The 19,547-nt window shown below is 46.1% G+C and carries 11 protein-coding genes and 1 pseudogene; 5 read left to right on the top strand and 7 right to left on the bottom strand.

Going from position 1 to position 19,547, the window contains the following annotated elements; genetic code table 11:
* Positions 1–28 precede the first annotated feature (28 nt).
* From HMPREF9999_RS08260 to HMPREF9999_RS08235, 6 genes and pseudogenes are all read right to left on the bottom strand, one after another.
* Entirely contained in the window at positions 29–454 is a 426-nt protein-coding gene (locus tag HMPREF9999_RS08260; protein ID WP_004344869.1) for a hypothetical protein, read from the bottom strand.
* Positions 451–1,773 carry a site-specific integrase gene (locus HMPREF9999_RS08255; protein WP_198144638.1) on the bottom strand — a complete coding sequence of 441 codons (1,323 nt, stop codon included), beginning with the start codon at positions 1,771–1,773 and terminating at the stop codon, positions 451–453. Before HMPREF9999_RS08255 ends, HMPREF9999_RS08260 begins: the two co-directional genes overlap by 4 nt.
* A gap of 65 nt (positions 1,774–1,838) precedes the next feature.
* Positions 1,839–3,068, bottom strand: a complete 1,230-nt coding sequence (locus HMPREF9999_RS08250) for a site-specific integrase (RefSeq protein WP_004344866.1) — start codon at positions 3,066–3,068, stop codon at positions 1,839–1,841.
* Positions 3,069–4,079: 1,011 nt separating this feature from the next.
* Positions 4,080–6,719, bottom strand: a complete 2,640-nt coding sequence (gene glgP / locus HMPREF9999_RS08245) for an alpha-glucan family phosphorylase (protein ID WP_009752270.1) — start codon at positions 6,717–6,719, stop codon at positions 4,080–4,082.
* 22 nt (positions 6,720–6,741) lie between these two features.
* Positions 6,742–8,396, bottom strand: a pseudogene (locus HMPREF9999_RS08240) (glycosyltransferase).
* Between the two features lie 285 nt (positions 8,397–8,681).
* On the bottom strand, positions 8,682–9,641 hold the full coding sequence (locus HMPREF9999_RS08235; RefSeq protein ID WP_009752266.1) for a M23 family metallopeptidase: 960 nt from the start codon (positions 9,639–9,641) through the stop codon (positions 8,682–8,684).
* A gap of 485 nt (positions 9,642–10,126) precedes the next feature.
* Here HMPREF9999_RS08235 and HMPREF9999_RS08230 point away from each other — a divergent pair, with 485 nt between their 5' ends.
* The 5 genes from HMPREF9999_RS08230 to HMPREF9999_RS08210 all read left to right on the top strand — a co-directional run bounded on the left by HMPREF9999_RS08230 (position 10,127) and on the right by HMPREF9999_RS08210 (position 18,321).
* On the top strand, positions 10,127–12,073 hold the full coding sequence (locus HMPREF9999_RS08230) for an ABC-F family ATP-binding cassette domain-containing protein (protein ID WP_009752265.1): 1,947 nt from the start codon (positions 10,127–10,129) through the stop codon (positions 12,071–12,073).
* 151 nt (positions 12,074–12,224) lie between these two features.
* Positions 12,225–14,249, top strand: a complete 2,025-nt coding sequence (locus HMPREF9999_RS08225; RefSeq protein ID WP_009752264.1) for a M13 family metallopeptidase — start codon at positions 12,225–12,227, stop codon at positions 14,247–14,249.
* Positions 14,250–14,404: 155 nt separating this feature from the next.
* Positions 14,405–15,409, top strand: a complete 1,005-nt coding sequence (locus HMPREF9999_RS08220) for a homoserine O-acetyltransferase/O-succinyltransferase family protein (RefSeq protein WP_009752263.1) — start codon at positions 14,405–14,407, stop codon at positions 15,407–15,409.
* 153 nt (positions 15,410–15,562) lie between these two features.
* Positions 15,563–17,200: an ABC-F family ATP-binding cassette domain-containing protein gene (locus HMPREF9999_RS08215; RefSeq protein WP_009752262.1), complete on the top strand. Its 1,638-nt coding sequence runs from the start codon at positions 15,563–15,565 to the stop codon at positions 17,198–17,200.
* 11 nt (positions 17,201–17,211) lie between these two features.
* Positions 17,212–18,321, top strand: coding sequence for a nucleotidyltransferase family protein (locus tag HMPREF9999_RS08210; RefSeq protein WP_009752261.1), 1,110 nt, complete (start codon positions 17,212–17,214; stop codon positions 18,319–18,321).
* Positions 18,322–18,477: 156 nt separating this feature from the next.
* Here HMPREF9999_RS08210 and galE read toward each other — a convergent pair whose 3' ends face one another.
* Positions 18,478–19,518, bottom strand: a complete 1,041-nt coding sequence (gene galE, locus HMPREF9999_RS08205) for a UDP-glucose 4-epimerase GalE (protein WP_009752260.1) — start codon at positions 19,516–19,518, stop codon at positions 18,478–18,480.
* Positions 19,519–19,547 lie beyond the last annotated feature (29 nt).

Below are 19,547 nucleotides of genomic sequence, written 5' to 3'. Positions count from 1 at the left end.
CAGTGAAAGAAAAAGGATTGGTACATATTCAGCTATTGACACCCCTGTCATATATGATGATAGGAATGACAGAACTCCTTGGATGCATCAACTCACTGCACACATGCTTTCTGAACAGGTGGGCTTCTACGCTGTCAAGCAAGAAGGAAAGGGCGATAATTGTAGGTAATGGGTAGAGCGGTGCGTAGCCCCTTACCTCCTTATCCGTGACTATTTTCCTTTCGTCTGCGTCCCTTTCTTCTGGATGCAGGACGGATTCTTCGGTTATCGTCCGAAGTCTGCCATTGACTTTTCTCCATGTAACTCCGAAGAACCTTGCAAGCTCGCCCTCGGTCATGGCTACTTCGCCTTTTCCCCTGCGGATAACCTGCATACCATTTCCCCACTCGAAGTAGCTGCGCCCCGTGTCCAGACGGATTGCAGCCTTGGTCTTTATTCCATCTTCCGTATTCATGCCGTTTCCTCCATGCTTTTGTTTCTGCCTGTGTTGGCAATAGCCATTGTACCTATGGTAATAGTTTCCTTTACCGTTACCTTATCATCCTCTTTGTTCTTTTCCTGATGTTTGGCGATGAGTCTGTCCATATCCTCTGATATCTTTTTGTCCGTCACCTGCGCATAAACTTGAGTGCTTGATATGGAGGCATGCCCCATCATCTTGGCTATGCTCTCAATGGGAATACCTGCGCTTAGGCTCATCGTGCCGAATGTATGTCTTGCCATGTGGAAGGAAAGTCTTTGGCAGATACCGCAAGCCTTTCCCACAATACTCAGTTTGGCATCCATGACACTGCGGCTGCAATCACGGTGAAAGACAAGGTGATCCCCTTTTTCTTTCACCAGCAGATATTCTTCACTTCTTTCCTGCTCTTTCTGGCAATGACTGATGATGGCTTCCGCTATGGGATGTAACGGCACGATGAACTCAACCTTGGTCTTCTGACGTTCCTTTCTTATATACATCTGTTCGTCCGCTGTCGTTTGGATATGCTTGTTTTCTAAATTCTCCATGTCTGAGATAGCCAAGCCTGTGAAGCATGAAAAGACAAACATCAGTCTTGCCAGCTCCGCTTCCTTGTCGTTCATCTTCATTGCCATAAGTTTCATCACATCGCTCTTTTGCAGAAAGCGTATCTTCTTTTCCTCTTTCTCATACTTGGTATTCTCAAACGGATTGCAGCGGATAATCCTCTTGCTGACCGCACGGAACATCAGTCGGCTCAGCCAGCAGAGGTTGCTGTTGATGGTGGATGCTTTCAGTCCACGCTTTTTGAGAAAGAAACGGTATTCCTCGAACAAGTCCTCTGTAATTGTTCCGATGGATATGTCTTGTACTCCTTTGTTTTCTACAAATTCACGGAGATTTCTGTCAGAATAAAACAAATTCAGGTAAGTTCCCTCTGCCCTTGATCTGCCAACACTTTCCTTGACTGTTTGGAGTTCCGCCCAGCTCATGGCAAGGAGCGTGGTCGGATTGGTGGCAATACCCTGTAAGCGGTTCTTGATAAGCTCCACACTTACCACTCCATCCTTTACAAGAATGTCCCGATAGGTCTTTTCCACCAAATCCCTGAATTCTTTGATTCTTTGGTTTGTCTTCTTGTTGGTTGTCAAACCCTGCTTGGTGTTCCACTCGACAGGATGGCACTCTTCGCCTGTGGTAATGGCTGTGTTCTTTCCGTCGATGGTGATACGGCAGAGAATGGCGGTATTGCAGTCTGCCTTTGTTTTCTGTCTGTTAATATAGAACAGTATCTTGAATGTACTTCTCATAATGGTCTTGATTGAATTGTTCATGTTTTATTTAACGATAAAACAATGTTGAATGAAAGAAATGGTCAGATAGCCAACTGCATATCTTCAGTGAAAGAAAGGAAACGGTCAAATTCCTCAAAGAGTTTCCGCGGTGTTACCTTTGCATAACGCTCGGTCATGCTCACGTTGGAATGCCCCAGCATCTTGCTTACCGTTTCAATAGGCACACCCTGTTCAAGCGTGATGAGCGTGGCAAATGTGTGCCTTGCTGTATGTGTGGTAAAAGGAAACGAGATGCCAGCACGAAGCCGCAGGGCTTTCAAATAAGATTGGTAAGTGGCATATCCCATGAAAGGGAGCAATGTTTCCCTTTCATCGCTGTGGAGCTTCTCCATCAGCCATATGGCTTCAGGCAGCAGTTTGACACGACAAGGCACACCTGTTTTTTGGCGGTTGAACTTCAGCCAAAGGCTACCCTCGTCATCACGCACAAGATGGGACTTGTCCAGTTCCATCAAATCACAATATGCAGCACCCGTATAACAGGCAAAGAGGAAAATATCCCTTGCCGTTTCCATTTCCTCCTCCAAGTCCTCCAAGTGGAGAGTCTTTAACTTCTCAAATGCCCCTCTGTCAAGTGCTTTGGGGAGTTTCTTGTTACCCTTGCTGATTTTGACTTTGTCGAAAAGCAGGATGTCTGCCAATCCCTCACGGTAAGCCAGCCTGCATACCGTCTTCAAATGGGTGGCGACATTGTAGAATGAGCTTTCCTGAAATCCACACTCCCCTAAGAAGTACTGCTGAAACTCATGGATGAAGTTCTCTGTCAGTTGTGAGAGGGCTAAGTCAGAAACCTTATACTTCTTTTGGATGAACTCCTGCAAGTGGATTCTCGTGGAGTGATAGTTTGCCATTGACTCTTTTCTGATGTCTACACCGACATGACTTTCTTTCTCCTTTATGAGCATATCAAGTCTTTCGATGAGCATGCACCGTGTCTGCACACTTCCTTGAAACTGTTTCTTCACATCGGTTGCGTCAAATGGGCAACCTCTTGCAAGCAAAGACTGATAGGCTGACTGAATGGACAGCAGCAAATTCTCCAACCTGCCATTCACTTCCACCGCCTCACGACTTTTTCCGTCCATTCTGCTCTCACGGGGATTCCACAAGTCAGGATTGCAGGAGAGCTTGCAACTGAACTGTGCGATGGAACGCCCAATGGTTATCCGTCCCATAATCGGAGCCTTGCCCGACTTGTCCAGACCGCTCTTTTTGAGGTAGAGCAACACCTTCATTTTTTCTGTTTTCATACGCTTTGATGTTTTGTGGCAAAATTACCAATTTCAAAGCGTTTCTCTCTTATGCAGAAAACTGCCGACCGCAGCAACAGCCACACGAGTAAAAATAATTCAGTTACCGAATATTACTCCATCGTTACCTATGGCAAAATCGGGTAACGCTCTGGTAACTGAACTTCTGCCTAAATCTGCATATTATAACTCTTTTTGAAAAGAGCACTTCTATGCAAATTATTTCGTTTCCTGCTCATTATCAGTCAGTTTACACCAACTTCGATATTTCTTCATTTTCGTTGATTAGTTGCTACACCAACCTTCACACTTTGCTTTGTAATAGCTTGAAAAATAGAGCGATATAGCAGTGAATTTAGGGGATTTTAAAGAATGACGAATTACTAGTTTGAAAATGTTGGAAAAATGCTTGTTTCTCTCTTTGAGAAGAAAGGGGAGTTTTTTTAAGAAGTAGGGAGACGATGGCTTAATCACACTATACTTTTGGGGATAGAAGTAGACTTTTTCTGTACATCGCATTTTGGATTGCTGAATAGCTCTGTTACTAGTTGATAAACAGTGATTTATGATAGGGCCTGTGAAGGTTGTGAAAGCAAAAAGTGCGAAATTGCTGTACGTGCACACGTGACATGCGCACGCGAGCTGCATGCAATAATCAGAGCTTACTGATGAGGTGAGCGAATAGCACCTGGGTAATCTTCCCCATTGGCGAGGAAAACTGTTGCAATGCGGTAGGTTAGTTAATCGCAGTTGCCAAGTCAATGGACTAATAGTTTTTTCTGTTTGAAGTGAACTGGTGATAGAATAACGAAAACTGCCCTGATAATATAAATAACTTTAATTTTCAGCGAAAAGCAACGAATGTTATATTTGAGAGTTCCACTTTTGTGTTTTATTAATGCTGTATATAATAGGGGCATGAAAAAGAAACTCCCCACTGCGTGGCAGTGAGGAGCAAAAGGGGATGTCCTGTGCGAGAGAAGTGGAGTTGCTGTCGCACGGAAAATTAGATTAGTTGAACCAACGAACGTAGCAGAGGTCTTGACGAGAAGACAAGTGCTTGTTTTTGGGGTACATGCGGAAGGCAGTGCGGAACGAACCAGCCACGTCGATAGCGGTCTTGAGTTCGAAGGTGTAGAGATTGCCTTCGTTCTTAACTACCTGCATGGGGTAGGTCTTGTAGATTACATCATTGCCAGTTTCAGGATCTTGACGCATCACTACGAGGTCAATGCCGATAGCATCGTCCAAACCTTGTTCGTCAACAACGTGGCGCACGGTGAATTCAGTGTCGCTCACGAGATTGCCACCATAGAGGCTGTCGCAAAGCTGAGATTCAACCACACGGATATTGTCCCAACGCTGGGTCACGGCTTCCTTCCAAGCTGCGATTTCACGAGCGAGGCGGTTGTTTTCGGCTGAGATGATGGTGTAGCGGTCGCGGAGAGGGTTGTAGAAGCGATCGTAGTAGTCATCGAGCTGACGCTTCATCGTGTAGTGAGGAGCGATTTGCGCGATAGAGTTCTTCACGGTCTTCACCCAACCTTCGCTGTAGCCCTTAGATGCGCTGCGGCTGTAGTAGAGAGGAATGATTTCGTTTTCGAGCAAGCTGTAGATGGTAGCTGCGTCGAGTTTGTCTTGCTGACCTTGGTCTTGGTAAGTGCGCACATCGGTGAGTGCCCAACCTGCACCTTCGCGGTAGCCTTCGTACCACCAACCGTCGAGTACAGAGAGGTTTACAACACCATTCATGAGTGCCTTCTCGCCAGAAGTACCAGAGGCTTCGAGAGGACGTGTGGGGGTGTTCATCCAGATGTCCACACCGCTCACGAGGCGACGAGCCAACTCCATGTCGTAGTTGTCGAGGAAGATAATCTTACCGATGAACTCAGGACGTTGAGAGATGTCGTGGATGTGCTTGATGAGACCTTGACCTGCACCGTCAGCGGGGTGTGCCTTACCAGCGAAGAGGAACTGCACAGGGTAGTCAGGGTTGTTGACAATCTTAGCCAAACGATCGAGGTCGGAGAAGAGGAGGTGCGCACGCTTGTAAGTCGCGAAACGACGAGCAAAACCGATGATGAGGGCGTTGGGGTTGATCTTGTCGAGGAGTGACATCACACGTGCAGGGTCACCTTGGTTTTTGAGCCAGTTGTCGCGGAAACGATCGCGGATGTAGTCGATGAGCTTCTTCTTGAGGGCAACACGAGTTTCCCAAACTTCCTTGTCTGAGACCTTGTAGATGTTTTCCCAAAGAGATTGGTTGCTCTGATCCTTGATGAATCCCTCACCGAAATACTTCTTGTGAAGATTTTTCCACTCGCTAGCACACCAAGAAGGGTAGTGGACACCATTGGTGACATAGCCCACATGGCTTTCATCGGGATTCACATTGTAAACTTCCGCATACTCATCGTGAGTGAGAATCTTGTGGTCGCGGTGGCATTCAGCAGGGAGATAGCCAGGCCAGATTTCTTGGAACATGAGCTGTGACACCTTACCATGCAACCAGCTTACGCCATTGACTTCTTGACAAGTCTTGCAGAGGAAGGTGGACATGCAGAAACGTTCGCCCTTGTCGTTGGGATTTTGGCGACCAAGACCCATGAAGTCGTCCCAGCTGATGCCAAGGCGGCCAGGGAATTGACCAAGATACTTACCACAAAGGGCTTCATCGAAGTAGTCGTGTCCAGCAGGCACGGGAGTGTGCACAGTGTAGAGTGAGCTAGCGCGAACGAGTTCGAGAGCTTCGTCGAAGTTGAGACCACTTTCTACGAAATCAGCGAGGCGTTGCAAGTTGGCAAGTGCTGCGTGACCTTCGTTGCAGTGATATACGTCTTTTTCGATGCCGAGCTTCTTGAGTGCGAGGATACCACCAATACCGAGGAGGTACTCCTGCTTCATGCGGTTTTCCCAGTCACCACCATAAAGGGCGTGAGTGATTTGACGATCGAACTCAGAGTTCATCTCATTGTCAGTGTCGAGAAGATAGAGAGGGACACGACCTACATTGACACGCCAGATGAGGGCATGAACTGTGAAGGTAGAGAAGGGAACATCTACGACTACTTGATTGCCGTTGGCATCGAGCACGCGCTCGATGGGCATGCGGTCGAAATCCTGAGCTTCGTAGTTGGCAATTTGCTGACCATCCATAGAGAGGGTCTGTGTGAAGTAGCCATAACGATAGAGGAAGCCTACGGCACACATGTCTACGTTGGAGTCTGAAGCCTCTTTTACGTAGTCACCAGCGAGTACGCCAAGACCACCAGAATAGATCTTCACATTGTGGTTCATACCATACTCCATGCAGAGGTAAGCCACAGAAGCGCGTTTAGCATTGGGCTTCTCATCCATGTAGTCACGGAAGAGTTTGTACACTTTTTTGATGCGTGCCAAAACTTCTTTGTCTTCGCTCAGTTCTGTGAGACGCTTGTAAGAGATGCGATTGAGGAGCTCAACGGGATTTTGATCTACTTCATCCCAAATTTTAGCATCTAAGCTGCGGAAAAGATCGAGAGCTTCTTGGTTCCAGCAGAACCAAAGGTTGTGTGCAATCTCATCGAGGGGTTGGAACGCAGCGGGGATGTGGCTCTTGACAGTCACATTCTTCCAACTAGGTTGGTTGGCGTTCGTGATTTTTACGTTCATGTTGTGTATATGTTGTTATTGCTTACTTGTTGAGGGCAAACTCATAGGCCTTATGATAGTAGGCTATGAAGTTTTCCCATTGTGCCTTGTTGGCAAATTTTGCGGCATTGCGACGCATCTTGTCGCGAGCTGTCTTGGGGGCAGCCAGAAATTGCTGAATGACTTGGCTAATCTCGGCAGCGCATTCAAAATAGTTATTGTCGTCGCGGTGCAGTACGCTCACGCCATCTTCTAGGGTGCCAGTGTGACCGAGCACACTATCTACCCATTGTCCAAATCCACTGAGGTCAGTGGTGATGCAAGGAGTCTTGAACGCTACGCTCTCAAGGGGAGTGTAGCCCCAAGGTTCGTAGTAGGAGGGGTAGATGGTGAGATCGTTGGCCGTGAGCAGGTCGTAGTAGTGAAGGTCGAAGATACCATCATTGCCATCAAGATAGCAGGGCACAAGGATGACTTTCACGTTGTTATTCGCGCAGTCTTCAAAGCCCATGCTCTTGATGAGATTGACGATGCGGTCTTCGTTGAGATTATGAAGGTCGTGACTGATGATAGGGGTGTGGAGCGGAGTGTCAATGGCAGCCGCTTTTTTGCCCTTGAGTTGAAGGCGTTCTTGCACGTCCGTACGAGGGCCTAGAAGCCAGCAGGGGACTTCAATGAGCGAGAGCACTTGTTGGTTAGTGCCGCGCAGTTGTGCGTTAAGCTGCTTCATTGCTTCCATGTAGACATCGAAGCCTTTGCAGCGAAAATCATTACGACCTGAGGTGGAGATAATCAGTGTGTCGTTGTCAAAGGTTTGTCCAGTCAAGGCTTGCGCCACTTGGAAGATACGCTGACGAGCTTGGCGACGTTTGCTCGTGAAGGCTGCACCCTTGGGCACGAAATCAAGCTCAAAACCATTGGGAAGAACCACATCAGCAGGTTTGTCGAGCAGTTGAGCACATTCGCGGTCAGTGAAGTCAGACACGGTAGTGAAACAGTGGGTGCGATGAGCACTTTGCTTTTCGATACTATGCTTGGCTTCCATGGAGAGTTCACTCGCCATCTGGTCTCCGTTATAGCCTTCAAAATAGGCATAGAGCAATTTGTTGTTCCAGCGATGGAACGACCGATGCTGGTGGCGTGTGTGGTGAAGATGGTGCGCACCTCTGGGCAGTTGTGCTGGAGGAAGAGCATACCAAGGCCAGACATCCATTCGTGAGCTTGATAAATCACGCGTTTGTCGGCAAAGGATTGTTTCGTAATTATTTCAGCTACTTTACCTGCCGCATACGAAAACATGGAGGCTTCATCGTAGTCACCATAGGCGTGGAGGGAGTCCACTTGGAAAAGTTCCCATGCACGACCATAAATCTCATCTTTCTGTGTGAAGAGCGGATGGAAATCTACAAGCACGGTGAGGGGTTGTCCTGGGATGTCCCAACGACCGATGCGAATGGTCAAACCGCTGTCTTGAAGACTCTTTTTCCAATCCTTGTGGATTTTTTTGTCTTCGATAAAAAGAGGGTTATCCTTTCCTCCTTGACCGAGATCAGGTCCAATAAAGATGAGGTTATCTTGAAGTTGCTGTTGGAGCGTCTTTGCGCGAGTCGAAAGCACGGTGTAGATGCCACCGACTTTGTTGCAGACTTCCCAGCTCGTTTCAAATACGACGTCGGGAAGTATTGTTGTTTGATTCATGATGGGTTAATTCATTGTCTGCTGCAAATATAGTAAATCTAGGTGTACTTGACAACTAAAACCGCTGCAATTTGCTGTAATAGTGCTATTTTCTAGCGTTTTGCAGTTTGTAATATCCTATTGTGTAAAGTTCATTTTGCAGCTAGTTATAAGGAAAAACACCACTCGACAAATGATTGTCAAGTGGTGTTTGCAATTTGATTTTCTCGATTCTTTAGATGAAGATGAACTTCTCTCTATTTGAAATGTAATCTGCTAATACAGATGTAGTTTCTTGTTTAAAAGTTAGTAGCGGAGGATTTGTCCTGTGTGAAGCACTGGTTTTTTGCCAAGATTGTTGAGATGAGTGATGTTGTCTACAGAAACACCAATTTTGCGTGCAATGCTGTAGAGTGTGTCGCCATTCTTTACTTGGTAGAAATTTCCCGTAACTTGTGGCTGTGGCTTGGTGCGAGCTGGTTCGGTAGGAAAATCTTTACGACTGGGATTGTCTAATTGTGCTAAATCCTCGTGGCGGTTGGAGCCTCCCACTTGGCTGAGCAGACCACCTTCGCAGTCGCTGCGATTAAAAACAAAGTAGTCGGCTGTGACATCTTGATTAGGGAAGTCAAAGAGTAGGGTAGGGTTGATAGCGACACCGAGGAAGCGCGTTTCAAAGTGGAGGTGAGAACCGAAAGAGCGGCCTGTATTGCCTCCGAGTCCAATGGTTTGACCTGCTTTAACGATTTCACCTACTTGAGCGATGCTCTTAGAGAGGTGACCATAAATAGTCTCGAGTCCGTTCTTATGACGAATGACCACGTAGTTGCCATATCCAGAAGCCTCATAACCTACGATGCGTACTTTTCCATCAAAGGCGGACACAATGGTGTCGCCAGTGTAGACTTTGATGTCAAGTCCTTTATGGAGACGACGGAAAGTGGGGCGATATCCGAAACGAGAGGTGACCATACGGCTTGGGGTGGGCATGTGAAAGCCACGCAAGTCAATACGATGTGTTTCGGGAAGCTCCACCCCAGAATAGCAGTGGACTTTTGATGTGTTCCAAGAATTGTAGAGGTCGTTGCTCTCGTAGTTAGTGAAACTCGCTTTGTGAATTACACGATTGATTGTGAGCGAATCTACAGCTTTGATACGTCGGTCAATAGGGGCTTGACGTGCAATAAGATCTTGCGCAGCTACTGACAAACAACTGCTTGCTATAAGGATAAATAAGAGGTAATATCGAGAAAAAAGAGGTTTCATTGGAACGGATAATAAGTTTCAATTCTGCAAATATATTGATTTCCCTACATTCTGCCAAGCAGATATTCTATTTTTCAATGTTAAAATCTTACGTGTGTCCTAATATGCAATCTCTTAGCATACAGTATCGGGTGAAAAGGAAGTGCTTCTTTTTGAACGCAATATTTTGTTGCTATTTAGAGAATGATTGATTCTTGCGAATGAATACCTGAGTGGGAAAGGGCGTTCTAAAGCATCATGGAGCTTGATGTGAGGGGATGAATTTGCTTTGGAGAGGGAGCCTTAACGAATGCTTCAAAAGTATTCGTCTCTGAGAGTGACTTGAAAATGAAATGAAGCGGGCAGAAAAATAAAATCGACAATGATAATAACGGACTATGCCCTAGAAAATTGTCCAGTAGTTGAGAATTTTGTATTTTTGCAGCTAAAGTAGTCGATTCGGTCTGCTAAAAGTAGACAAACAACTTGTTTGTAATGATAGTTGAATGATTTCAGTTGAACACCTCAAAGTTGAATTTTCCGCTAAGGCTCTCTTCGATGATGTGAGTTTTGTGGTGAACAAGCGCGACCGCATAGCATTGGTCGGTAAAAATGGTGCTGGCAAAAGCACGATGCTCAAAATTATCGCTGGATTGCAGCAGCCCACTGATGGGCGAGTGGCAGTGCAGCGAGAGGTCAGTGTGGGCTATTTGCCGCAGGTGATGGTGCTCAGTGATGACACCACCGTGGTGGCAGAGGTGGAGAAAGCCTTTGCGCATCTTCATGAACTTCGTGATCATGTGGCTCAACTCAATCAGGAATTGATGGAGCGCACGGATTACGAATCGCCAGATTATATGGAACTTGTCGAGGCATTTAGTCGCGAGAACGACCGATTGCAGATGATGGGTGCGCAGAACTATCATGCCGAAATCGAACGAACTCTCTCTGGTTTGGGATTTTTACGCAGTGATTTTGAACGACCCACTCAGGAGTTTTCCGGAGGATGGCGCATGCGTATCGAACTGGCAAAGTTGCTCTTGGCGCGTCATGATGTCTTATTGCTCGATGAGCCTACTAATCACCTCGACATAGAGAGTATTCGCTGGTTGGAGCAATTTTTGGCTCACAGTGGATGTGCTGTGATTTTGGTGAGTCACGACCGCGCCTTTATCAACAATGTGACGAATCGCACGCTAGAGATTTCTTGTGGCAAGGTGGTGGACTATCGTGTGTCGTATGATGAATATGTGCAGCTCCGTGCTGAACGCAGAGAGAGCCAGCTTCGTGCTTATGAAAATCAGCAGAAAGAAATTGCGGATTTGAAGGATTTCATCGAAAGATTCCGTTATAAGCCTACCAAAGCTGTGCAGGTGCAGAGCCGCATCAAACAGTTGGAAAAAATAGTTCCCATTGAGATTGATGAAATTGACACTTCGCGCCTTCATCTTAAATTTCCACCATGCTCCAGGAGTGGTGACTATCCAGTGATTTGTGATGAAGTGGAAAAGCACTATGGTGAGCATGTTGTTTTTGAACAAGTGAATCTTACCATCAAGCGTGGAGAAAAAGTGGCGTTTGTCGGTAAGAATGGTGAAGGCAAATCTACGCTCGTGAAGTGTATCATGGAGGAGATTCCCCATGGAGGAGTGTTGAAGATTGGACATAATGTACAACTCGGTTATTATGCGCAGAATCAGGCACAACTGCTCGATGACGAACTCACCGTTTTTGACACGATAGATCATGTGGCAAAGGGAGATATTCGACTGAAAATCCGTGATATCCTCGGTGCCTTTATGTTTGGTGGTGAGGCCTCGGAGAAGAAAGTAAAGGTACTTTCGGGTGGTGAACGTAGTCGTTTGGCCATGATAAAGCTCCTCCTCGAACCTGTGAACCTCCTGATTCTTGACGAACCGACGAACCACCTCGATATGCGCACCAAAGATGTGCTTAAAGAGGCAATTCTGGCATTTGATGGCACGGTGATTGTGGTGAGTCACGACCGTGAATTCCTTGATGGATTGGTGACCAAGGTGTATGAATTTGCAGGTGGAAGAGTGCGCGAGCACTTAGGAGGTATTTACGATTTCCTTCGTCAAAAAGAAATTACGAGTCTTGACGAAATAGGCACGCAACTTTCCAACAATGGCACCTCACCTTCTGCCTCTTCTTCGACGAATGTGAATAACAACGCACCTTCGGAAGGGGCTTTGAGCTATGCCGAACAAAAAGAAGCTGCTAAGCAGCGTCGTAAACTGGAACAAGCTGTGAAAGAGGCAGAGAAAAACATCGAACAGCTTGAACAGCAGATTGCTGAAGTGGAATCGCAACTTTCCACTCCTGAAGGAGCAGCAAACGTGGAACTCTTCACGCAACATGGTGAGTTGCGTAAACAACTTGCGGCGGCTGAGGAGGTGTGGAGCGAAGTCGTCGAGGCACTCGGAGATTAATGCACCCAAAGTAGCATGGGGAAGCTAACGCACTCCCTGAGGTACGAATGGCGAAGGGGGATTGAAGCAACTTGCTTTGTGTTTTTATTCTTACTCTGCTCGTAACGTTACACAATTTATAAAGTATCTACTCATAATTTCTTATACAGTTATGCAATTAAAACAAGCTTTGCTCTCCGCAGCTTTGGTGGCTACTAGTGCTTTTGCGCAGACCACACTGAAGGGCTACGATAAGAGCAATATGGATTTGTCGGCTCGTCCTGGGCAAGACTTCTATGAATATGCTGGTGGTGGATGGATGAAAGCTCATCCCCTCACGGCTGAACATGCTGAGTTTGGGCAGTTTCATGCCCTAGATGAGGCGAATCGTAAGCGCATCCTCACGCTTATCGAAGATCTTGCAAAGCAAAAGGCCGTACAAGGCTCTTTGCCTCAGAAAATCGGTGGACTCTATCGCTTGGCAATGGATAGTGTGCGCTTGAACAAAGAAGGTGCAGCTCCAGTTCGTCCTGTGTTGGCTACTATCAATGGGGCAAAAGACAAGCGCGAACTCTTCATGACGATGTCGAGGTTGTCGCGTTTGGGACTTTCTCCCTTCCTCGAGATTGGGGTTTATGCCGACATCAAGAATGCCAAAATGAACTTGGTGCAAATCAACCAAGGTGGTATCACACTCGGCGACCGAGATTACTATGTCAATGATGATGAAGCGACGGTGAAAATCCGTGAAGGATATAAGAAGTATATCCAACAGTTGTTTCAACTTGTAGGCTATTCTTCGGCTGATGCGGCAAAGAAGATGCAAGATGTGTTGGCAATCGAGACACGCATCGCAAAGGCTTCTTTCTCTAGCACAGAGTTGCGTGATGTTGAGGGTAATTACCACAAGATGAGCTACGATGATTTGCTCCGTGATTTCCCTGGTTTCGACTGGAATGCTTATCTCTTGCAGCAGAATTTCCCTGCAATCACAGAAGTTTCTGTCAATCAGCTCGAACCCATCCATGAAGTGGAGAAAGTGTGGAGTGAGAGCTCTCTGGAATCTTTGAAAAATTATCTTGAATTCCAGGTACTTGATGATGCAGCTAGTGCTTTGAGCGATGATTTCCGTCGTGCTAACTTCGATTTCTATGGCAAAGTGATGTCGGGTTCTCAGCAAGATCGTCCACGTTGGAAGCGTGCCGTTGGCACAGTGGAAAGCGTTTTGGGCATGGCTGTGGGAAAGATGTATGTGGAACGCTATTTCCCTGAATCTTCCAAGCAGCGTATGCTTCAACTAGTGAAGAACCTTCAAGTGGCTCTCGGTGAGCGCATCGATCAACAAACATGGATGAGCGCAGCCACAAAGGCACAAGCTCACGAAAAACTCAATAGTTTCTACGTCAAAATCGGTTATCCCGAAAAATGGCGCAGTTATGATGGCTTGAACATTGATGAGTCGCTCTCTTTCTATGAGAACCTCCAACGCGCAGCTGCCTTTGCCAATGATGATATGATTCAGCGCAAGGTGAACAAGCCTGTGGATCGCGATGAATGGGGTATGACTCCTCAAACTATCAATGCGTATTACGACCCCACCACCAACGAAATTTGCTTCCCTGCAGGCATTCTTCAACCTCCTTTCTTCATGGCAGATGGTGACGATGCTCTGAACTATGGTGCTATCGGTGTGGTGATTGGTCACGAGATAACACACGGTTTCGACGATCAAGGAGCACAATTTGATAAGAATGGCAACCTTCGTAACTGGTGGACGGAGCAAGATAAGAAGAACTTCGAGCAGCGCACACAACGCATGGTGAAGACTTTTGATGCAGTGGAAGTTTTACCAGGTTTGCACGTGAATGGCGCACTCACTTGTGGTGAAAATATTGCCGATCATGGTGGTTTGAAGATTGCTTATCAAGCTTTCCAGAAAGCGCAAGCACAAAATCCTTCGACTGTGAATGATGGTTTCACTCCCGAACAACGCTTCTTCTTGGCATACTCTTTGGTGTGGGCTGGCAATGCGCGTCCAGAAGCTTTGCGCAACCGCGTACGTACCGACCCTCACTCTCCTGGTCGTTGGCGTGTGAATGCTGCTTTACCCCAAATCGATGCGTGGTATAAGGCATTCAATATCAAGAAAGGTGATAAACTATTTGTGCCCAAGTCAAAACGAGTGGATGTGTGGTAAGGCTTAGCTTTAGTTTGTAGCCTAGTCGTTAGGTTAGTCTATTAGCTAAGTTTACATATCCCAATAAAGTTCACATATCAGTAAGGTGGTCAGCACACTCCTTTGCAGCTGACCACCTTTTCTTTTTCTTTCCTCATTTCTCATTTCTCTTTCTGATGCTCCACGTAAATAGTTTGATTCCGGCCATTGAATCCTTAGCGAGTTTAGGATATTCTCTCAGAGTAGGGCACGAACCCACTTTGCCTACTGTGGGTTTACTCAATCTTATGCCAAAGAAAGCAGAGACTGAGCAAGATTTTTGTCGCATGCTTGCAGCTTCGGGCATTAATCTTAATCTTGTGCTATTGAAAATCCCAGGGCAGCAATATAAAACCACGCCACAGGAATATGTTGATGCGCACTATGTGGATTTTTCTCCTACAGGTTGTGACAGAGTGTTGAGAGCGGAAACTAAAACCTCGAAGAGTTCTGCCGAAAGTGTTGCGTGTTCTTCCTATTCCTCTGACACTCTCAATCCATTTCACATAGACGCACTCATCATCACGGGAGCACCTTTGGAACAAATGCCCTTCGAGGAGGTACGCTATTGGGGTGAGTTGCAACATATCTGGGATTGGACAGCCAAGATGAACATTCCAACGCTCAATATTTGCTGGGCAGCACAAGCCGCACTCTATCATTTTTATGGCATTGACAAACGTCCACTTTCTCAAAAATGTTTTGGCATCTTTATGCAGCGCAATCTAGCTCCGCATCATCCTTTGCTGGATGGTTTAGATGAAACATTTCCCATGCCGCACAGTCGTCACACCGAAATTAATTGGGGAGATGCAGAAGTCGAAGCCGCATTGTTGGGAAGTGATCATCAATTTCTTCCAGAAGGTTTGGAGGTGCTTGCAGACAGTGAAGTGGGGCAGAGTATCTTTATTGATGCCGCACGATACCAAACGTTTGTTACTGGACATTTGGAGTACAAAGCCGATACTTTAGACGGAGAATACCGTCGTGACTTGGCTAAGGGGGTGATGATTGCGCCTCCTCTCCACTATTATATAGAGGATAATTCTGAAAAAGGCATTGACTTCTCTTGGCAGCAAACGGCCGAGTTTTTCTATCGCAATTGGATTATTGCTAACTTATATGCAACTTCCAAGGGATAGAGTCGGTTCTTTTAGCTTAATGCCTCCATGGTATTGAGCAAAAGCCCCGATTGCATTGACCGATCTATTCCGTCGCATTTGGCGAAGCGAGGAAGAATGAGTAACTTTGCAGCCGCATTACATATAGACTATCGCAGTATAATATAGATATTTATGATTTCAGTTGACGGTTTAACCGTAGAATTTGGAGGAACAACCCTCTTCAAAGACATTTCATTTCAGATTAACGAGAAAGACCGCATCGCGTTGATGGGGAAGAACGGAGCAGGCAAAAGCACACTCTTGAAAATTCTTGCAGGTGCACGACAACCTACGCGTGGACGTGTGAGCGCGCCTAAAGATACGGTAATTGCCTATCTTCCTCAGCACTTACTTACAGAAGATGGTCGCACAGTTTTTGAAGAAGCTTGTTTGCCCTTCGAGCATCTCAAGGAGATGGAAGGTGAAATCGAGGAACTGAATCAAGAACTCATGACGCGCACCGACTATGAGAGCGAAGAATACATGAGTCTCATTGAGAAAGTGGCTGCGATGAGTGAGAAGTTTTATGCGATTGATCTTACTCACTTTGAGGAAGATGTGGAGAAAATGCTTCTCGGATTAGGATTTGAACGTGCTGACTTTCAACGCCCTACAAGCGACTTCTCTGGTGGTTGGCGCATGCGCATTGAGTTAGCAAAATTGCTCTTGCAAAATCCTGATGTGCTCCTGCTCGATGAACCCACTAACCACTTGGATATCGAAAGTATCGGATGGTTGGAGAATTTCATCATGACTTCTGGCAAAGCAGTGGTAGTGATTAGCCACGACCGTAAGTTTGTTGACAACATCACTACGCGCACCATCGAGATTACTCTCGGTCGCATCTACGACTACAAGGCAGGGTATTCGCAATACCTTGAACTGCGTAAGGAGCGTCGTGAGCAACAACAAAAACAATACGAAGATCAGCAAAAGATGATTGCTGAAACCAAGTTGTATATTGAGCGATTCAAAGGCACTTATTCCAAAACGAACCAGGTGCAGAGCCGTGTGCGCATGCTTGAAAAACTGGAATTGGTAGAAGTAGACGAAGAAGACACTTCGCGTTTGCGTCTGAAATTCCCTCCTTCTCCACGTTCCGGCAGTTATCCTGTGACGATGGATGCAGTGGGCAAGACCTATGGCGACCACGTGGTATTCAAAAACGCTTCGCTCATGGTAGAGCGTGGTGACAAAGTGGCTTTTGTTGGACGAAACGGTGAAGGTAAATCCACGCTAGTCAAGTGTATCATGGGACAACTCGAACATGAAGGTACTCTTACCCTAGGGCATAACGTACAGATTGGTTATTTTGCACAAAACCAAGCGACTTTGTTGGACGGAGAAATCACCGTTTATGACACCATCGACAGTGTGGCAAAGGGAGAAATCAGATTAAAAATTCGTGATCTACTCGGAGCCTTCATGTTTGGCGGTGAAGAAGGAACCAAGAAAGTAAAAGTGCTTTCTGGAGGTGAACGTACGCGTTTGGCAATTCTCAAACTGTTGCTTGAACCTTTCAATTTGCTCATTCTTGACGAGCCTACCAACCATCTTGATTTGCGTACAAAAGACGTACTCAAACAAGCATTGCAAGACTTTGACGGCACACTCATTGTGGTGAGTCACGATCGCGACTTCCTCGATGGATTGGTAACCAAAGTCTATGAGTTTGGGGGAGGAAAGGTGAAGGAACATTTAGGAGGCATCTATGACTTTTTGGAAACGAAGCGTTTGGAAAACCTCCAAGAACTTGAACGTAAATCGTAATATCTAAGAGTATGTCTAACCTTGCTCTTCCTCACACATACGAAACCCTTTTCTCTTTGTTACGTAATGCTCTTCACAGCGATGAGAGCACCCCAAGTATTTCCAATTTCTCGGCAATCATACGTGAAGCACGTCGTCAAACAGTCGATGGGTTGCTTTATGGGCTAGCAAAGATGGAGGTAATCCCCGAAGAGCGTGCAGTACTAATGCAATGGCTTGGAGGTTGGCCAATGTTAGAGAAGGTGAGTCATGAGTTTAATGCCGAGGTAGTAGCTTTGGCCAAGATTTTCGATGCAGCTCAGATTCGTTATGTAGTGCTCAAAGGACAAGCATCTGCTGTAGTTTATCCTCATCCTTTGTTACGCCGTCCTGGAGATATTGATATCTATGTTGCTCCTCACCATTTTAAAAAAGCTACTGAATTGCTTCTTCATCGTGGATATGTGCCTGATCATCAAACGGATCTGCACGACACTTTTAGAAAGGGAAATATAGAAGTAGAAATGCATCGTGCACTCCAACCTATGCAATGGCCAGGCACAGCAAGAAGATTGCGACAAATGGTAGAGCATGAAGTCGACGAAGTGAGTGAATGGCAGCATTACGTTGAAATCAACAACTATAAAGTAGCTGTTCTTCCTCCCCACCTTAATGTAATTCTGCTTACTGCTCATGCTTTAGTGCACGCTAGTCATGGCGGTGTAGGATTGCGTGAAGTCGTAGACTGGATGTTGGTACAACAGCATTTTCACGAAAAGCTTGATGCATCATTGCTCAGGCAAGGCTTGCAACAGCTTCATCTCACGAGATTTTATCGGATGCTTTCCGTAATATCAATGGAGTATCTTGGTGCAAATGCAAGTGCTTTGTTGCATTTCCGAGGCAAACCTTATGATTCCGTTGATTGTCAACGAGCGCAGCAATTGCTTCAGTGGATTATGAGCACAGGCAAGCATGGTTCTATCCGTAAACAAGAGATAGGGTGGAAAGGAAATTTACAATATTATGCAGAGTTCCTCACAAACACTTTCCGTTTTTACTCATGGTCACCCACAGAGTTTGTGGCTAGTCCTCCTCAAATGCTAAAACGTGCCTTAAAACAAGTCTGCCGTTGGAAATAGCCTTTCTTATAAACAACAAACAACAGAGTCCGTGTTATAGATTGATTTGACACGGACTCTGTTGTTTCTAGGCATGGTCTATTTCGACCATTTCGATAGGGAGGAATTATAACTGGTCACCCTAAAAAAAAACTAAATACTTTAAGGAGCGATAGACTACATCACGCCATCAGCGCGAAGTTTCTCTTGCCACTTCCAAGCAGATGAGAGCGCTTCTTCGAGCGTGTGAACAGCCTTCCAACCGAGCACCTTGTTAGCTTTGTCCACATTACCCCAAACCTGTTCGATGTCTCCAGCACGACGAGGAACAACCTTGTAGTTGAGCTTCACGCCAGTGCACTTTTCGAAGGTGTTGATGAGTTCAAACACACTCACACCCTTACCAGTACCAACATTGAAGATTTCTACTGGTTCTTCGTTTTTACCTTCTACGATGCGAGCCATAGCAGCCACGTGAGCTTTCGCGAGGTCAACGACATAGATGAAGTCGCGGATGCAAGAGCCGTCTGGGGTGTTGTAGTCGTCACCAAAGACAGCAAGTTGTTCGCGGATGCCGATAGCCGTTTGAGTGAGATATGGAATGAGGTTGGCAGGAGTACCATTGGGCACTTCACCAATGAGGGCCGTGGGGTGTGCCCCGATAGGATTGAAGTAGCGGAGGATAATAGCTGAAATCGGAGCACCGCTGTGGATGAAATCTTGGATGATTTCTTCATTCACTTGCTTCGTGTTACCATAGGGAGATTCAGCCTTCTTGATAGGAGCTTGTTCGCTCACTGGGAGATCCTTAGCATCAGGCTGGCCATAAACAGTGCATGAAGAAGAGAAGATAATCCCCTTCACATTGTACTTTGGCATCAGTTTGAGCAAGTTGATAAGGCTCAGAAGGTTATTCTCATAATACTTGAGAGGTTGCTCCACAGATTCACCTACAGCTTTAGAAGCTGCAAAGTGGATGATACCTTCAATGCCAGGATATTTTTGAAAAACTCCTTCGAGAGCAGGAAGATCACAGCAGTCCACTTCCTCAAAAGCAGGACGCACGCCACTAATTTTTTCAATACCTTCCACAACTTCAGCTTTAGAGTTGCTCAAGTTGTCAATAATAACCACTTCGTAGCCTGCGGCTTGAAGTTCAACTGTGGTGTGCGAACCAATAAAGCCCGTACCACCAGTGACAAGGATGGTCTTTTTCATATCATTAATATGTGTCGTTGAATGACTAT

The sequence above is a fragment of the Alloprevotella sp. oral taxon 473 str. F0040 genome (genome assembly GCF_000318095.2).
In the GTDB taxonomy this organism is placed as follows: Bacteria; Bacteroidota; Bacteroidia; order Bacteroidales; family Bacteroidaceae; genus Alloprevotella.
This window is presented reverse-complemented; position numbering and strand designations above follow the sequence as displayed.